Source organism: Paenibacillus sp. CR_12 (assembly GCF_041953985.1).
Lineage (GTDB): Bacteria > Bacillota > Bacilli > Paenibacillales > Paenibacillaceae > Paenibacillus_AQ > Paenibacillus_AQ lautus_A.
This window is the reverse complement of sequence record NZ_JAVFHO010000002.1, coordinates 1-18,117: the sequence shown is the minus strand read 5'-3', so window position 1 is coordinate 18,117 and position 18,117 is coordinate 1. Positions and strand designations below refer to the sequence as shown.

Below are 18,117 nucleotides of genomic sequence, written 5' to 3'. Positions count from 1 at the left end.
CCTCCTTTATTTGCTTCTTCCATCGTAAGCTTCCTGATAGATTTCCAGGTAGCGGGCTACATTCATGGCCTCCAGCTGCTTCACGTAGCCGTCCCAGTCTTTATCCAGATCGGCATCGCCAATCACGAAGCGTGCCATCATTTCATCCACGTAATCGTTGATCGTTTTGGACAGATCCGCTACCTCGGACGCCTGCTCGTTTGTCAAAAACAGCGGCGGAACGGTGCTGACATCGGTTGGTTTGTAAGGTTCGTATTTATTTTTCGTCTCGTTGTACAATACGACTTCCAGATCGTCGTCTCCTTTGGCAACGGCGCTCAGGCGGAAATCATTTGTCCGCAAACTCGGGCCGGTTTGTATCCAGGCAATATTTTGCACCGTACCGTATGATTTTAGCTCAGACCAGACCGCAGGCTCCCCGTTGATGCCGACCTCTCCGTCCTTCGCTTCCCTCCATTCCTGGTCCGGACGGCCATAGACGCTGCGCAGCGTATGCTCCCGTTCGTACAGGCCATCTGCCCAGCGCAGGGCAAGCTCAGGATGCTTGGCCTTTTTCGTGATGACGAATGCACCCGGGTTCAATCCGGTGGAATCGAGAGCCGCATAGCGAACGCCGTTCGGTCCTTTGAGCGGCGGCACCGTCTTATATTCCAACCATCTGCCGCTTTCGCCGAGGAGTTGGGTAAATATACCCTGGTGGCCGCCTGTTGAAGCACCCAGAATGACCGTATCGGGATTCTCCCCGATCTGGATCAGCTGGTTGTCATCCTGCGTAAATGACTCCGGAGCGAGCAGTCCCTCGGCATACAGCTTGTTCATATACCGCAACCCTTCCCTCCACTCCGGTTTGTTGAAGGCGACGTCGAGCCTGTCGTCTTTTATGAATATATGCTTGTAACTTGAGCCGTAAACCGGATTATAAATGAAAGAATTCAACAGGAACGCATCGATGGAGGAACTCCAGGATTTCGGTGAGATCGACAGCGGAATCTCATCCTGGATTCCGTTTCCGTTCGGGTCCTGTTCTTTGAAGGCCATCAGCACCTCGTACAGCTCATCGGTGGTTTCCGGCATCTTCAGATTGAGTTTCTTCAGCCAAGGCTCATAAATCCACATTTTCTGGCTCATGGAGCAGTGATAGCATTCATTCACTTCCGGAAGCGCATAGATATTGCCGTCCAGCGCGGTAATCGTGGATTGGATTTCCGGATTATCCTGGAACAATTTCTTGGTGTTCGGCCCCTGCTTCTCGATCAAATCATTCAACGGGAGAAAGGCGCCCTGCGAGCCGTAAATCATCTGCTGCGCCGGCGATATGTTCAATCCCAGGATGACATCGGGATAGTCCTCGCTGGCAAGAACGAGATTCAGCTTCTCCTGCATGCTCTGCTCCGGAACGACCTCCCACTCGATGCGCACATTCGTTTTCTCTTCGTACCATTTGGTGAAATCGTTCGTTTCGAAATTCTCGACCAGCGGATTTCCCCGCACCATCACCTTCAAAGTGGTTTTCTCTTGAACCAGCGGATAGGTTCCCGGTTCGGATAATGCGATTGCCTCGGTACCCGTATTTTGTGCTTCATCCGCGCCTTTCGGGCCCTGTGACCCGGTACAGCCTGCAAGAAGGATACTGAATGCGGTGATAGCACCCATGATAACCCGCGTTCTTTTTCTCATAACGTCCCGCCCTCCTGAAATAATGGATGTATTAACCTTTTAACGAACCGATCATGACCCCTTTGACAAAAAACTTCTGCAGGAACGGATAAACGATCAGCAGCGGGACCGAAGTCACCACGATCAGCGAATATTTCAGCAGCTCCCGCAGCCCTTGCCGGGCCGCCGCGGTTTTGGCGTCTCCAAGCATTTCGATATTGACCTCGTTCTGCACCAGAATATCGCGGAGCACCAGCTGCAGCGGGTACAAATCCGCGCTTTTTAAATAGATCATGGCGTTGAAATATTGGTTCCAGTGGCCGACGGCATAGAATAAAGCGATGACGGCCAGGATGGGACCCGAAAGCGGCAGCACGATGCGCCATAGGAACCGGAAATCCGTACATCCGTCCAGCTGTGATGCTTCCAGCAATTCTGTAGGGAACGTCGTCTGGAAGTAGGTCCGCATGATGATGACGTTCCACACCGACAGCGCGCCGGGAATGAGCATCGACCATACCGTGTCGATCATGCCGAGATCCTTCACCAGCAGATAGGTCGGTATCAGTCCCCCATTAAACAGCATCGTGAACACAAACAGCAGCATGAACAGGCCGCGCCCCCGAAAATCTTTGCGTGATAGCGGGTAAGCCGCCATGACGGACAGAATGAGATTAATCGAGGTGCCTGCCAGCGTATAGAACAGCGTGTTCATGAAGCCTTTGGCAACCATCGTGTTTTTGAACACCGCACGGTACCCCTCGAGCGTCGGTTCGACGGGCCACAGCCATACCTTTCCCGATAAAACCGCGCTGCTGGAACTGAACGAAGCACTGACTACATAAATCAACGGATATAACACAACGATTAAGAAAACGGATAAAATGACGTAGTTCACCACCGTAAAAACGCGATCCGAGCCGGATTCCTTCATGGCAGGTGATTGCATACATGTCCTCCTTTCCTTACCAAAGACTTTCCTGCTTCAGCTTTTTGGCCGTCTGATTCACGATCAGCAGCAACACGAAGCCGATGATCGCTTTAAACAAGCCAATCGCCGTGGCATAAGAGAAATTCATCGCTTGGGATACCAGTCCTACCTTGTACACATACGTGTCGATGACCTCGGAAGATCGCAAATTCAGCGCATTCTGCATTAACAGGATTTTCTCGAAGCCGGTCTCCAGCATTTGCCCCGTATTCAGAATGAGCAGAATGATGGCGATGGGCATAATGCCCGGCAAGTCAATATGGCGCATCCGCTGCATCTTCGAAGCGCCGTCGATGACGGCTGCTTCATGGAGTGCCGGATCAATGCCTGAAAGCGTTGCCAAAAAGATGATGCAGGAAAACCCGACGTTCTGCCAAATATGGGACCACACGTAGATCGACTGAAACCAGGAGGCCTCGGCCATGAAATGATAGGGCCCTGCGCCGAACCAGCCGAGCATCGTATTGATGAGCCCCGTTCTCGGGTCCATAAACTGCAGCATCAAGCCCACCAATACGACCAGTGAGATGAAATAAGGCGCGTATGTAACCATCTGGACGGTGTTCTTGAAACGCCGGTTTCTTACATAATTCAAACCGAGCGCTAGCATAATGGGAAACGGAAAACTGGCTATCAGCGTGTACAAGCTGATCGAGAACGTATTCTTAAGCAAACGCCAAAATTCATGCGATTGGAAGAAACGTTCGAACTGGGCAAATCCGACCCATGGACTGCCACTGATTCCTTTTGTGACGTTGAACTCTTTAAACGCAATCTGCGCGCCGTACATCGGCACATACTTGAATATGATGATGTACAATAACGGGAGCAAAAAAAGCGCGTACAATTGCCAGCTGCGGATGATACTCTTCCAGCCACTCAGCAGTTACCACTCCAATCTTCAATGGGATTCGTCCCGATCCGGTCCGTGATTGGAGTATATACAGCCGGCTTGTTCCGCGTAAATCTTCATGTTCCGGTCGACTATTCAGAATTTTAGAATGGGCTGTTATTCATCAATCCGGCAGTACGCATCTCTTTAGATTAAGCATAATCTCCGGCCCGGTGAAGGCGTCTGTACTCGGTGGCGCTTATCCCGTTTACGCGTTTAAACGCCCGGCTGAAGGTGTTGAGTGACAAATAGCCGCAAGCTGCTGCGATGTCGCTGACCGGCTTGTCGCTCGTCGCCAACTCCCGCTTTGCCTCATCCATGCGGAGCTTCTCAAGATACTCCGAGAAATTCAAGCCCGTCTGCTCCTTGAAGAAGTACGATACATATGCTTCGGAAGTGTGGGTTTCCCGGGCGAGCGCGGATAAACTCAGATCGCTCTCCCCATAGTGCTTCTCGATATAGCTCAGCAGCCGGTTCGTTAAATGAGCATTATGGCTCTTCTTCCTCTCCTCGTTCTTCTGACAGAGGCGAACGAAAGCGGCGTAGAGAATATTCATGCCTTCAGCAGGGGGTAACTCGGGATTTAACGCTCGGATGACGGCATCCGTTTCCTCCGTTCTGTGGCTTCCATCATTCCCTGTCTGTTCGCTGCACTTCATCAGGGTACCGCTAAGCTCCTGGACAAGTAGCTTCTCGACGGCCATCGGCATTTGCCGATCCGACCTGTTCTTCTCTTTGATTTGCCGAAAAAGCTGCTTTGTCTCATCCAGATTGCCGGCTTTCACAAGCTGGATTAACCGCATCTCTTCGTCTGCCGGGTAATAGTAGGAAAAGGCCGGCATTACCATCTCGGCATGATAGAAGATAGGAGACTTCTCGCTCCATCCCGCATGATGCAGGACAAACTTGGCCTCCCCGTAGGAACGATACAGCTCGGCAATATTGGACCGGAACTCGCCTACGGCCATGTACAGGCCCGTGCCGGAAATTCCAATCAAATGCTCATGGATCGACTGTAGATGTGCTCGCATATGCATCGTGAAATCCTCTTTGTCCGCTGACGTTCCCGACAAGACCAGAACCAATTGATTTTCTCCAAAGTCATGCAGCAGCGCCCCTTCTCCGCATAATGATTGAATCCGGTCGCGGATGTTGATTTTGACAATATCGAGCTCCATCAGCATTTCTTCCATGAATGGCTCATGGTATCCTCGAATATGAAGAAGCGCCACCGCATGGTGAGATCCCCGGAGCTGGACCTGCGCGTGTTCCATGGCAGCCTCCAGCTCCTGCATCGACGTGAAGCTCCCTTTCAGAAGACGGTCAACCAGAACGTTTCGCAGCATCGGAATCTGCTCTTCCAACCGCTCCTTCAGCGTATCATGGCTTTCAACCAGCTCGGAAACGGAATGGCCGATATAATCAACGGCGTTACGCGAAGCAGTATGAGCTGCTTCCGATCGGGTTGAAGGAAGCAGCTGAAGGATTTTGAGGAGCGGCCTGCTGCTTCGATATGCCAAATAACCGGCTACGCCTAACCCCAGCAGCAGAGCTGTAATGAAGATGGTTAACGTCAACTGTTTGATATAATATACCTTTTGGAGCACCACGGATTTGGGCTGGGCGGATACATAGCTCCAGCCGTTGTATTCGGATGTGGATTGAGTCACAAGCATCTCCTGTTCTTCCCATCGGATATGGGTATCGCCACTTTTTATGGGAAGCGCTTTCATAAAATCCTGTTCTTTCAATCCGATGGAGCTGATCAAGTTTCCGTTAGCATCCGCTATATACGCAAAGCCCTCTTGTTCCGGATCGACTTTGCGGAGCATGTCCTGGATCTGCCTATTGTTAATCAGGACCGTAACGACCCCGCTGCTGCTTTTGTTCCCGAAGGATTGCATATAACTCACGACGGAGTATGGTTTGCCTTCATAAACAACCGAATGTCCCGGCGTATACGTTTTATAATGATACTGCCCGAACAATGCTTGCCTCCATTCGCTTAACGATTGGCCTTCATAACGCAGCAGCAAACGATAATACTGGTCTGACGTATACACCTTGCGGGGAGAGATGACCATGCTGCTGTTCTTGTACGCGATGTAATAATCCACGATGAAATGATTAAACAGTTTGTAGTTAAACAAGCTCTTTTCCAAATCCCACAAACGGTATGGGCCTGTGCCGGCAAATGGTTCTTTCTCGAATTGAAAAGATTGGATCTTGGATTCGCTCGACATCTGCCGTGCGATGTTCACGATTTCGGCAAATCGCTGATCCAGCGCTTCCTGAATTTGCTGCAGTGCCGCTGAGGTGCTCTTTACCGTCTCGTTTTCAATCAGCTCCGAGGTTTTCCCATAAGCAAACCATCCAACCAATTTGTTTTTCAAGCAGAAGACGGCATACGAGATAAAAAATCGAAACAACAGCCCTGCCTTCTCTCCCGAAACGGATTTCACCGGCAATTTCCCCCTTTCTTCCCTTCAGATATGATCCAATATATCAAAGATTGATGCGCGTAGTCAGTAGACCAAAAGGCACTGATTTTCCCCCTAGTAAGCGTCCGTAAACGCAAAAAGACCCGCCTGTGCAGATCAGATTTCGACCATTCGGTTTTACCCCGTATTTCCTAGCTTCGTCATATCCTATATCCGAACGCTGGGATTTATATGGATAACCGCCTTTTTACGTCATGTGCAGTACATCTGCACTATAGCAAACGTCATGCACAGACATAAAATAACCAGATCATGTATGGCACAGGAGGAAAAGAATGCGGAAAGGATTTAACAATTACCGGAGAAAACTGAAGCGTATTCCATCTCGTAGATTGCGGCTTCATCGAAAAACTCAACGATATATTCGTAAAGCCATCATCCAAATGATGCCCCCAAATATACAACATTCATTGAATCCCAAAGCCCAGATCGGTCGGAAATCGGCTGATCCGATTGTCGTTAATCAGAAATCGAATCATTCTGTTGTTGAAACAAAAAAAATTAGCGTTTTAATTGTGTCTTCATTGCAAGGAGAGTCGTTTTGGCGAACGGAACAATTCATATCGGATCAATTCCATCGCTTGGTCAAAGAGGTTGTTTCAATCAAAGCTTATCCAGGCTTTACTAACCTCCTGTCTCAATATAACCCTGATTTATTGTTGTTTATTGGTCATGATGTACCGCCTGAAGATTTAAACATAATTAATACAATTCCCTTAAAAACGGCAATCTGGTTATCGGATGAACCGGGAGCTTCCGATTCGCTCAAACCAGTCGTTAGCGCATTCGATTATGTCTTTACCCAAAATACGTCCCATATCCCTTTCTACTGGTATGGCTCAGGGTGTAAGCAGGTCGTTCATCTGCCCTTTGCAGCAGACCCAACCATTTATTTTCCTAAGTCTGTCCCAGACGAATATCAATCGGACGTCCTTATTATTGGCGATGCAGGCGCGGCCGACCAAGAGTATTTTCAAGGGATACAGCTCTTGCTGAATAATAAGAAGGTTCGTATTTCAGGAAAAGGATGGGAAAATGAAGACATGGTTACCCCCATTCCTCCAGATGCAGAATTATCATATTTTTATAATGGTGCTGATATCATCATCAATTGGAGTTCTTCGAGCCGCCCTGCGTTCGATGCTTCTGCCTGCGGCGCTTTTCAATTAATAAAGGATCATCCGCATATATATGGATTTATGCGTCCCGGCGAGAATCTAATTGCCTTCCATACACCCGACGAACTTCAAGAAAAACTCAACCATTACATGGTTCATGTAGATCAAAAAAGACAAGTAGCCACCAATTCTCTATGGGGAAGCAAATACGAGTATTCCTGTCTTCAACTCGTGTCAAAACTTCTTCATGTCGTAATGCACAATTAACAATGAATTCGCACAACTTGACATGATAAGCTTGTTTTAGGAGGTATGATCGGTTGAAACTCATTGCTTTCTTGTTGCCGCAATTTCATCAGATTCCGGAGAACGACCAATGGTGGGGAGAAGGATTTACGGAATGGACGAACACGAGAAAAGCCAATTCGATTTATCCGGGACACCTACAGCCTAGAGAGCCATATGAAGATTACTATTATGATTTAACGGATCCTGCTACCCGAAGATGGCAAGCGGAACTAGCGCAATATTATGGCATATACGGTTTTTGCTATTATCATTATTGGTTCAAGGGGAAACAACTACTGGAAACGCCTTTCAAACAGGTGTTGAGCAGCGGGGAACCTCGAATTCCGTTTTGTTTGTCGTGGGCGAATGAACCTTGGACACGAAAATGGGACGGCGGAGAGCATGATGTTCTCATGCCGCAAGAATATGGTGAACAAGACGATTGGGAACTACACTTCTACGCACTATTAGATGCCTTCCGTGATGAGCGATATATACGGATAGAGAATAAGCCGATCTTCATCATATACCGTCCCGATAAAATATCATGCTGTGAAGATATGATGAAACATTGGAATATTCTAGCTGTTAAAAATGGCCTCGAAGGCATCTATTTCGTGCGGACGTTAGGTGGATTCCCCTTGGCCAAACAAGATTACTTTGATGCTAATTTAGAATTTGAACCGCACTATACCTTTGCGCATAGCGGATTAAATCGTTTGTGGTCATATATGAACATAGGCAACGAGAAGCATTATGTGTTCGATTATGATTTTGTATGGCAGTATGTATTAAATCGATCGCATCACAGGGATCGGAGCAAAATCTTTCCGGGCGCTTATGTGAATTGGGACAATACACCTCGTTTAGGATTAAGAGGATTAAGCTGCTTAGGAGCCAATCCCCAAAAATTCGGTTGGTATTTGACAAGGCAAATCGAACGTGCCGTTTCTTTGTATAATAGCGAGTTTTTATTCGTAAACGCATGGAACGAATGGGCTGAAGGAACGTACCTGGAACCGGATAAGCATTATCAATATCAATATCTTGAAGCTGTTCGAACTGCATTGAAGACTACAGGCTTCTATACAGAGCCGAATATAATGACGGATATACAAAAAAACGGGAGATGAAGTCTCCCGCTCAATATCACGTTTCAATAAATGTCTTATAATCTCTGAATGCCGATATTCACACTTCCTCCCGAATTGTCTATGAATATAACATAATCAAACCCATCGGTCCCTTTTAACACGAGACCCGGCTGACCTAAAATACTGGTAGCATAGAACCTAACCTGCTGAGCAACTGATCCTCCGGCCGGTACGGAAGGCATATTACTGGCTACCAACCTTTGCCCTGCCGTTACTACACCTGTAACATTAGCATTTTGTCCAACGCTTGCACTGCCGCCAACAGCTAAATGATTCAGGATGGTTTCACTTGAATTTACTTGTAAACTTCCTGCAATTGTTTGATTCTGGTTGACTTGCAAACTCTGACCTATGGTTTGATTGCCATTGACCTGCAGATCTTGTTGAATGGTTTGGTTTCCGGTAACCAATACGTTATCAAATGTAGGCAAATCTATCACTCCTTTACATTCTAGATCCTATATCTTATGTTGAATGATGAAATCGGTCATAGTTAAAAGCTGTATTCTTATATATTAATATAGATAAATATTGTCGAAGTCGGTCTCAAGACCATGTGAATTTGGTTATCCTCGTCTCCATATCATATAATGGATAAGAATCTATGTATCGAGAGGAGACTATTGCTTATGAAAGTCAATGCGAACGAATCTCCGAAAACAACTCTATTTACAGATGATTTCACGCAAAATCCTTATCCTGTGTACGAGAAATTGAGGCAAAGCGATCCCATTATGAAGCTGCAATTTCCGGATGGTCGTCATGGGTGGCTGATCAGCAGTTATGCTGAAGCCGTCGAAGCGCTCAAGGATGGCCGGTTCAGCAAGGACGTCGCGAAGGCAATGGGCGCGGAACAGACCAGCGTGTTCAGCACGAATATGCTGTTCTCCGATCCGCCGGATCACAAACGGCTTCGCGGATTGGTCCAGAAGGGTTTCACGCCGCAGAGAATCGCGGATATGCGCAGCCATATTCAAGAGATCGCGGATAACCTGTTGGATGCCGTCTCCTCCCAAGACACCATGAATCTTATTGACGAATATGCCTTTAAGCTTCCCATTATAGTAATCAGCGAGATTCTCGGCGTACCCGCCGAGGATCAGGACAAGTTCCGGGTATGGTCCAATTCCATCATCGGCGCTTCCAATCAGGAAATGAACGAGCAGGTCGTCCAGCATATGAACGAATTCATCGCTTATTTGAGGGACTGGTTCGCCAAGGTTCGCGAACAGCCCGGCGACGATATGATCAGTCAGCTGGTCATTGCCGAGAACCAAGGTGACCGCTTATCCGAACAGGAGTTATACGGCGTCGTTACCCTGATGATCATAGCCGGTCATGAAACGACGGTGAACCTGATCGGCAATGGCGTGCTTGCATTATTCGAGCATCCGGAGCAGCGGAAGCTTCTGCAGGAACAGCCGGAACGGATTCATGGCGCCATTGAGGAAATGCTTCGCTACAACGGTCCCGTTGAATTCAGCACTTCACGATGGGCCGCGGAGGACTTGGAATTTCACGGTGTCCATATGAAAAAAGGCGACTTGGTTGTCATCGCCCTAAATTCCGCTAATCGCGATTCCACACAATTCGAGGATCCCGATCTGTTCGATATCACCCGTGAGAAGAGCCACCACTTAGCCTTCGGCAAGGGAATACACCTCTGCCTCGGAGCACCGCTCGCCAGGCTGGAAGGTGAAATCGCGATTAACACACTCCTTCGCCGCTTTCCCGATTTCGAGCTTCAGGGCAATATCGACGAGCTGGAATGGAGGCCGGGTATGATCGTGCGCGGCGTGAAGGAGATCCCCATTTCACTTCGTTCTTAATATCCAGCAGAATAATATATTTACACCTAGTAAAAAGGCGAACCCTAAAAGTGGTTCGCCTTTTGTTTTTGGATATGTTCAATTCAGTTAACATATATAACAATATGTAAACTAATTAACTGATGAACAACGAGCTTTAGTCCTTTACCGAAGCGAATAATATATATCACTCGTTTTATCCACCCGGTGTTTAAGTTATGGATATGGTAATAATGGGTAAAGTTAGTAAGTATCACTTTGTAAAACGATGGCATTCAGAATTTTATAACAGAAAGAGGATGAGACGAATGAAGTCTTCTAAAACCCATGAAAATCAAACACAGCGCTCAAACTACGCCGAACGCAACCTATGGGCCGGCATCTTGTTCGGGTTAGGGCTGGTCGGATTTATCGATGAGGTGGTATTTCACCAATTGCTGCATTGGCATCATTTCTACGATAAGTCTACAAGCGATATCGGCCTTGTCTCTGATGGTCTGTTTCATGCTTTCAGCTGGTTTGCTACCATCGGCTCCTCGTTTCTGATTGCCGATCTGCACCGAAGGAACGCGTTTTGGGCTAAACGATGGATTGGAGGCATTCTGTTAGGCGGTGGCGCTTTCCAGCTGTACGACGGCATCATCCAGCACAAGTGGATGCGACTGCATCAGATTCGTTATTTCGTCGATATAAGACCCTACGACTGGGTCTGGAATCTGATTGCTGCCGGCATGATCATCGCTGGCATCATACTCATTGCACGAACTCGAAACCGCGTCCCTTCCCGGAAGGCCGCATCCTAAGATGATTAGCCATTCGTTTCATCATCATGGTGCCGGAATGTTCGAAGGCGCTGCTGTATGGCACCCTTGGGAATGGATTTTGGGTTTCTTCCTCGCTGGCCTAATTCTGCTCTATTGGACAGCTGCTGCGGTTTCCAACCGACGCCACCGCATATGGCCTGCCCATCGCTATGTTTGCTGGATTGCGGGATTGACCTGCATAGGTTTATCGCTGGCTGGCCCGTTGGCCCGGCTTGCCCCTGCGAATTTCCCGGTGCATATGCTTGGGCATCTGCTGCTCGGCATGCTCGGGCCGCTGCTGATTGCGTTTTCAGCTCCAATGACGCTTCTGCTTCGGTCAATCAACGTGCTGTTCGCTAGAAAGATAAGCCGATTGCTTAAGAGCAAGCTCGTCCACTGTATCTCACATCCATTGGTGGCCGCTTTGTTGAATATCGGCGGCTTATGGATCCTCTACACCACCGGGTTGTTCACGGCCATGCATTCTAGCCTAATTCTTCATATAGCCGTTCATTTTCATGTGTTTGCAGCCGGATATCTATTTACGGTTTCTTTGATCTACGTGGATGTGGTTCCCTACCGCCGAAGCTTTCGGCTTCGTGCGTTCATCCTGATCATTGCCATGGCGGGACACGGGATACTCTCCAAATACTTATATGCCCATCCGCCCGACGGCGTTCCTTTCGAGCAGGCAAAGCTTGGTGGCATGCTGATGTATTACGGCGGCGATGCCGTGGATCTCGTTCTCGTGTTGTGGATGTGCATGCAATGGTATAGGTCGTCCCGTCCGCGACCGGCATCGTTTCATCCAATCCCGGATTAATCGCCGCTTACCGGATTATGCTTGGTGTCGCTGGTCTCCTCCGGCAGGCTGTTGGATATGCTCGGTACATTGCGGGGCTTATATTCAATGAGTTCCGAAGAGTATATGGCTACGGTCATTCTTCCCCCGTTCCCGAATGCCCGAATGAGGATGGGTTGATTATAGGCGTTCTCAAAGACAAAATCCGGGCCTCCCCAGCTAACCGTAGCGTCTCGACCAGGCAGCACGTAAGGGACGTTCCGGCTGTGGGAGTAGCGCTTCACAATCTGCAAACCTGCACGGTCAATCGCATTATACAGCGTCGAAGAAACCTGACAGATTCCGCCCCCCACTCCTTCGGACAATTCGCCTCTTACGATCACGCCGGCACGTTTGTACCCCCTGTCCACCGTTCTCATGCCGACGACCTCATTGAACGAGAACGTTTCCCCGGGGAATACGACTGCGCTGTCAATCGCTTGAGCAGCCAACGCGATGTTATGGGAACGATTTTTGTTATTGGAATTAAAATAGGTTACATAGTAGCCGATCGGCTTGACGCGAATGGAAGCCAGAAGCTCGGTGTCCACTTTCGGATATATCGGATACCTCGGCGCTTCGATGGAAGAAGCCCCGGTGCCGTACCAATACGAGTAGTATTGTTCCAATAGCTTGCGTCGGTCCAGACGATGGCCGTTCTGACCCGGAACGATCTGGCCGCTGCTGCCAATCTTGGCATTTCGGGCTTCCATATAGGTCTTGCGATCAAGTTTATCCACCCATTGATCGTATTTGTCCATATCCAGCAGCGGGAACACATCAAGCGCATGTTCGCTTCGATTCACGCTTTCCATGACTTTGCCTTCCTGGGTAATCGTTAAATTGTCGTTCTCCGGTTCAGTCCCTTGCAGGAGCATGAACAGTAGGCTAATGACCGACATCCATTTCAAGTGGGTTCACCTGCTTTATCTTTGTGTTTTCCTCGTCTTCGTGCGTTTTTCCTGCTATGCCCGTTTACACATCTCTTTGGTATTATGATTGCATTCTAGGTAATTCATTCAGAATTGTTTCCTTAACCACAAAAAGAAACCCGCACATTCATCGTGCGGGCTTCTTTGCAAAAGTACGATTTTATAAAGAGACTTGTGTCTCTTTCCTGCGGCTAATAGGCATGACGAGAAACAGAAACGAACTGACGGCCAGTAATTCCGCGATCCCGATGACGGTGCCCATAGGAGCTGCCGTCGTTCCGTCTCCAAGCCCGACAAGAGGGCTTGCGGCGGCGCCTAAGAGCAAAGGCAGCAAGCCTAGCAATGCAGATGCACTGCCTGAAGTATGGGCTTCCTGCTTCTGCATCGCCAGGGATGTAGTCGTTGCGCTAACCATCCCTACGGCAGAGACGATCAGGAACAGCATCGGCGCAATGAGAAACAGTCCGCCGCCAAGCCATGTAATGGCAAGCAGCGATGTGCCGCCAAAGGCTGCAATAACAAGTCCCGTCGTCAGAAGTTTGGTTTCTCCTGTGCGGGAAGCCAACCTCCCGGTAATTTGGGAGAATAGGACGATACCAACCCCGTTAACGGCAAAGAATAGGCTGTACGTTTGAGGAGACACCCCGAAGATATCCTGCAGCACGAAGGGCGATCCTGAGATATACGCGAACATCGCGGCCGATACGAACGCTTGGGAGAGCGCATATCCGATAAACACGCGATCCCGAACCAGCGTACCGAAGGTTTGAAAGGTTTGCCTGATCCCGCCGCTGGCTCTATTCTCCTTGTTCAACGTTTCCGGAAGACCAAACCATACGGCAAGCAGCATCAGCAATCCAATCAAAAACAGGACGACGAATACGCCGCGCCAAGATACAAAATTCAGAATAAAGGCACCGAATACAGGAGCGATAATTGGAGCCAATCCGTTGATCAGCATCAGTAAAGTGAAAAATTTGGTCAGCTCCGAGCCGGTGTATAAATCCCGCACAACCGCCCTGGATATGACGATGCCGGCTGCTCCGCTGGCTCCCTGCACGAAGCGGAGCGCAACCAGAACCCAAATCGTCGGTGCAAATGCACACAGTAAGGAGGTGACCGAATAAATAATCAGGGATATGATCAGCGGTGCTTTTCTCCCCCGTATATCGCTGAGCGGCCCGGCTACGAGCTGTCCAAGCGCCAGGCCGAGCAAAAATGCCGTCAAGCTTAATTGGGCTAACGATGCCGGTGACCCTAAACTTTCCGAAAGTTTAGGCAGTGCAGGCAAATACATGTCAACGGAGAGCGGTCCAAATGCCGATAGGGATCCGAGAATCAAGGCAAACTGCAGCCTCTTTCCGCGAGTCAGGACCATGGCTGAACCGGTTTCTTTGATGGAAATCGACATACTGACAGATACTTCCTTTCTCTTGCAACACATTGATGCATGGGTGATATGCTGCTGGCAATCCATCTTGATTGCTAAGCAACTATCCTATCATAGGTTATTTTTTTTGGATATTACCAACCATTTTTACTAGGACAGGGGCATGCGCAAAGTAAACGTTGTGCCAATGCCCAGTTCGCTATGTACCGTAATTCTCCCGCCATGATCTTCTACAATTTTCTGACAAAGGGACAACCCGAGCCCCGTCCCTTCTTCCTTGGTCGTATAGAACGGATCGAAAATTTTGGCAAGATTTTCATCGGCGATCCCTTTGCCGGTATCCTCGATCTGAACAACGGCCATCCCCTCTTCTGCTTTAAGCGAGATTCGAACGGAACCGGTATTTTCCATCGCCTGGAAGGAATTACGAATCAGATTGATCAGTACCTGGATGATCTTGTCCCGGTCCATCACGATTTGGATCGGCTCATCGCTTAAGTCGAGCAGAAACACATGTCCGTGCGAGGCCGCTTCGGATTCACATAAGGAGTAAACGCGCGTCATGCAATCCGATAGGGACTCAACCCTCATATTGCTGGCATGCGGCTTTGAAAAATGTAAAAATTCAGCCGTCAGCTCCCCTACCCGCGTGATTTCCCCCATGATAACCTCATACCAGGGCTGTATATTATAACTTTGATTTTTGGAAAGCTGTATAAAGCCTTTAATCGAAGTCAGCGGATTGCGTATCTCGTGGGCCATTCCGGCAGCGAGCTCCCCCACCATCTTCATTTTTTCCGTACGGATCATCTCCTCCTGGCTTCTCATCCAGGAATTGCGGCGCATTTGAAAAATCCGGTCCTCCGCCGTGCTGATGATCTCCTGATACGTTAATGCTTCGTGCGGGTAGCAAGTAATGCTATACGTCACCTGTACGCCGATATGCTCAAAATTGAACATGGTGCTGTCGATGTTGACATGCTCCGGTAGCAGTACGGCAAAGCGGTCTCCCGCATAGCGCGAGGCGGCCAGCATGTCGTTCAGGAACAATCTCCGCAGAGCACGCGAGAACCTGATCAGTATCTCATTTGCGGTGGAAATGTCCTTTGCATTTAACGATTTAAAATTGTTGATATCGAGCAGCACCAGCTGAAACGGCTTGTTCACCTCAATGAGCTGCTGGACTTTATGCAAATACCCGTCATAATTCAGAAGACCGGTTAATGCATCATGGTACGTTAAGTAATCGTTCTGCTTATATAATTTCTTTTTCTCCGATTCCAGAAAGTTAACAAAATGAAATGAAATCACAATCACAAAGGAAGCCAAACAATCAAACACGGAGACCAGAACATTGTATTTCGTTAACGGCACGTAAGTCAGACGGATTAAGGAATACTGAAGAATGATCAGGAAGCACAGCGGCATCGTTTCCTTAAATCGTTCTTTGTTATGAATGGTATTAATGATCAGTATGTAATACAGGAGGATACACCAGTTTAATTGACTTACATAGTGAAACGCCCCAAGAAACAGAAAATGAACATAACGAAGCCATTCGTACTTTCGATCAAAAACAACGGATACGTACAACAAAGTTGCCGTGAGCAGCATCAAAGGAATGGACGTGTGATAACCGAGATAGACCGACGATACCATGATAAAAATCGATATCAAGGGAACAAATAGGAGCTTAAGGACTAAAAACGACAAAGCGAATCACTCCTAAATCGCTATTACTCGCGCATATTGTAGAAATCAACGAGGCAAGTTCCACCAAATATGGTACACCATATACATGCGTCTGAACAGCAGGAAAACACCACTTTCAACAAAGCCGCCCTTTATTTTCCTGAAAATGGCGTTATTCCTGCCGTCAATTGCTATTTTCAGCTAAATTTCCTCATAACGTATCGATAGAATCTGATCGGTTACCGGATGATACGAAACCGTGACATACACGCCGAATTCAACGTTCCCTTTCTTAAGCCACAGTTTGAACTTCTCCTCCGCCAAAACACTGGATATCTTGGTTCTGCCCATATACAAATAATCCACGACGTCCATATTATATTTCCGCTTGGTTTCGGTGACGGCTAAGGTTCCCCACTTGGCATAAGCAGGCTCTCTTCTGTTCACGGCATGAATCAAAGACTGCGCAATTTCGGTCAGTTCACGCTGTCCGATCTCAGTGGAAGCTCGATTTGCTGTAGTTATGAGATATTGCCAATCCGCCTTTTCAAATACCAACAGCTGCAGCGTATTGAGCGGACCCTTGTAGAATTTAGCGGTTGTCTGCTCCGTCAATTCTAATGCTTGAAACGATAGGTGTTCCAGCTGCTGTCTATTCTCAACGGGATATAACTCGATCCTGTAGTCGTTCTCGGGTTTAAATTCGTTTCGATAATGGATCTCCAAATGCTCGTCAAGTCCGGCATGCGTGCCATAACAACGACCATATTGATGCGTAAAAGCTACGGCAGGCACTTGCGGCGGGAGCTGGATTTCTCTGCCGAAACGCTTCTCGCAAGCCCTTATCGCCTCCTCTGCCAGCCCAGCACCGCTTTCAAAAATAGCCTGCTGAAACGAAAACTCCGAAGATTCCATAGTCGCCTGATCATTAACGGGTGTGACCCCGAGCGACAAAATGCTAGCGAATAATAGGGTCCCCAGCATGTTATTCCTCCTCCTAGAGATTGGCAGACTTTGCCTGATCCTAAGATTCCCGCGGACGCTCTTCTTATTCCTGACTTGGGATTCGTTGGATAATTCTTTTGAAAAATACACACACTGTGACGGACTATGCATGAATCCGAGGTGAGTACGCGTGGGGATGAAACAGAGATTAAAATCTATTTTTTTGGTCACTCATGAGCATTCTGAATCCGGCACATCTCTATATAATCAACAGGATCCCAACCCCCAAGAAGAGGTTTCGCTGACGCTGAAGCATGTCGCGGATCAGTTTGACGATTCGGCGGACTTTGTCCATAAGATCTATCTTCACGGGCGCCTTCATGTTATGTATTTCAGCCATTTGGTCAATGAGGATCGGCTGGAGCGGGATCTGCTTCCTCCCATTTTGAATTCCGAAAACCCGCTCGATTTGTTGACGGAGCAATCACAATATGAGCATGTAACGGATTCGAAAACCTATGTGGAAGGTATTCTAAGCGGTATGGCCGCGTTTTATTATGAAGATCAAGCTTTCATGATCGATGTTATTTTCCCGACATCCCGGACGGTGGCTGAATCCGAAACGGAATCCATCATTATCGGACCGCATGAAGCGTTTACCGAACAAGCCTATACGAATCTGTCTTTGATCCGCAAGAGAGTGCAAAGTTCTCATCTCAAGGTCATCAAACTTTCCGTCGGCGAAGTTACGAAATCGGATATCTATGTTCTGTATATCCAGGACATCGCGAATGAGAAATACGTCAAAGAAGTAATAAAGCGGGTCGAAGCTATAGAGATTGATGCCATTCACGATACAAACATGCTGATCCAGTGCATTGACGATGATCCGTACTCGATTTTTGCGCAATTTTTGACCTCAGAGCGGCCGGATACCATTGCCTCCAAGCTGGTTTCGGGACGAGTCGTTGGAATTATGGACGGAAGTCCCACTGCTTTTACCGCGCCCGCCAACTTTTTTGAATTTTTCTCGTCTTCCGACGATTATTACCAGAGGTGGAGCATTGGTACGGCGACCTTGTTCCTAAGGTTTGCAGCCCTTTTGA

General features: G+C 48.1%; 15 protein-coding genes. 6 read left to right on the top strand and 9 right to left on the bottom strand.

Going from position 1 to position 18,117, the window contains the following annotated elements; translation table 11 throughout:
• Positions 1 to 6 precede the first annotated feature (6 nt).
• The 4 genes from RB297_RS03865 to RB297_RS03850 form a co-directional block, all read right to left on the bottom strand.
• Complete coding sequence (locus RB297_RS03865; protein WP_375119797.1) at positions 7 to 1,677, bottom strand: ABC transporter substrate-binding protein; 1,671 nt, start codon at positions 1,675 to 1,677, stop codon at positions 7 to 9.
• Positions 1,678 to 1,708: 31 nt separating this feature from the next.
• Positions 1,709 to 2,605 (bottom strand): carbohydrate ABC transporter permease, encoded by an 897-nt coding sequence (locus RB297_RS03860; protein ID WP_375119796.1) that lies wholly within the window; start codon positions 2,603 to 2,605, stop codon positions 1,709 to 1,711.
• A gap of 16 nt (positions 2,606 to 2,621) precedes the next feature.
• Entirely contained in the window at positions 2,622 to 3,494 is an 873-nt protein-coding gene (locus tag RB297_RS03855) for an ABC transporter permease (protein ID WP_375119795.1), read from the bottom strand.
• Between the two features lie 197 nt (positions 3,495 to 3,691).
• Complete coding sequence (locus RB297_RS03850; RefSeq protein ID WP_375119794.1) at positions 3,692 to 6,001, bottom strand: helix-turn-helix domain-containing protein; 2,310 nt, start codon at positions 5,999 to 6,001, stop codon at positions 3,692 to 3,694.
• Between the two features lie 314 nt (positions 6,002 to 6,315).
• Here RB297_RS03850 and RB297_RS03845 point away from each other — a divergent pair, with 314 nt between their 5' ends.
• Positions 6,316 to 7,425 carry a glycosyltransferase family protein gene (locus tag RB297_RS03845; RefSeq protein ID WP_096773663.1) on the top strand — a complete coding sequence of 370 codons (1,110 nt, stop codon included), beginning with the start codon at positions 6,316 to 6,318 and terminating at the stop codon, positions 7,423 to 7,425.
• A gap of 53 nt (positions 7,426 to 7,478) precedes the next feature.
• A complete protein-coding gene (locus RB297_RS03840) occupies positions 7,479 to 8,579 on the top strand; it encodes a glycosyltransferase WbsX family protein (RefSeq protein ID WP_096773662.1) in 1,101 nt (366 codons plus the stop codon).
• 35 nt (positions 8,580 to 8,614) lie between these two features.
• Here RB297_RS03840 and RB297_RS03835 read toward each other — a convergent pair whose 3' ends face one another.
• Positions 8,615 to 9,040 carry a hypothetical protein gene (locus tag RB297_RS03835; protein WP_228468928.1) on the bottom strand — a complete coding sequence of 142 codons (426 nt, stop codon included), beginning with the start codon at positions 9,038 to 9,040 and terminating at the stop codon, positions 8,615 to 8,617.
• 189 nt (positions 9,041 to 9,229) lie between these two features.
• Between RB297_RS03835 and RB297_RS03830 the strand changes: the two genes are divergently transcribed.
• The 3 genes from RB297_RS03830 to RB297_RS03820 all read left to right on the top strand — a co-directional run bounded on the left by RB297_RS03830 (position 9,230) and on the right by RB297_RS03820 (position 12,034).
• On the top strand, positions 9,230 to 10,429 hold the full coding sequence (locus RB297_RS03830; protein ID WP_096773660.1) for a cytochrome P450 family protein: 1,200 nt from the start codon (positions 9,230 to 9,232) through the stop codon (positions 10,427 to 10,429).
• A 287-nt stretch (positions 10,430 to 10,716) separates the two neighbouring features.
• Positions 10,717 to 11,211: a DUF2243 domain-containing protein gene (locus tag RB297_RS03825; protein ID WP_096773659.1), complete on the top strand. Its 495-nt coding sequence runs from the start codon at positions 10,717 to 10,719 to the stop codon at positions 11,209 to 11,211.
• A gap of 1 nt (position 11,212) precedes the next feature.
• Positions 11,213 to 12,034, top strand: a complete 822-nt coding sequence (locus RB297_RS03820) for a cytochrome c oxidase assembly protein (RefSeq protein ID WP_375119793.1) — start codon at positions 11,213 to 11,215, stop codon at positions 12,032 to 12,034.
• Here the strand turns inward: RB297_RS03820 and RB297_RS03815 are convergent.
• The 4 genes from RB297_RS03815 to RB297_RS03800 all read right to left on the bottom strand — a co-directional run bounded on the left by RB297_RS03815 (position 12,031) and on the right by RB297_RS03800 (position 17,050).
• Positions 12,031 to 12,954, bottom strand: coding sequence for a VanW family protein (locus RB297_RS03815; RefSeq protein WP_228468992.1), 924 nt, complete (start codon positions 12,952 to 12,954; stop codon positions 12,031 to 12,033). The two genes, RB297_RS03820 and RB297_RS03815, sit on opposite strands and share 4 nt — an antisense overlap.
• Before the next feature lie 190 nt (positions 12,955 to 13,144).
• A complete protein-coding gene (locus tag RB297_RS03810) occupies positions 13,145 to 14,395 on the bottom strand; it encodes a multidrug effflux MFS transporter (protein ID WP_375119792.1) in 1,251 nt (416 codons plus the stop codon).
• 129 nt (positions 14,396 to 14,524) lie between these two features.
• Entirely contained in the window at positions 14,525 to 16,087 is a 1,563-nt protein-coding gene (locus RB297_RS03805) for an ATP-binding protein (RefSeq protein WP_145036283.1), read from the bottom strand.
• A gap of 180 nt (positions 16,088 to 16,267) precedes the next feature.
• Complete coding sequence (locus RB297_RS03800) at positions 16,268 to 17,050, bottom strand: YqzG/YhdC family protein (RefSeq protein ID WP_192571962.1); 783 nt, start codon at positions 17,048 to 17,050, stop codon at positions 16,268 to 16,270.
• A gap of 157 nt (positions 17,051 to 17,207) precedes the next feature.
• Here RB297_RS03800 and RB297_RS03795 point away from each other — a divergent pair.
• Positions 17,208 to 18,117 (top strand): spore germination protein (locus RB297_RS03795; protein WP_375119791.1); only part of this gene is annotated, 910 nt, incomplete at its 3' end.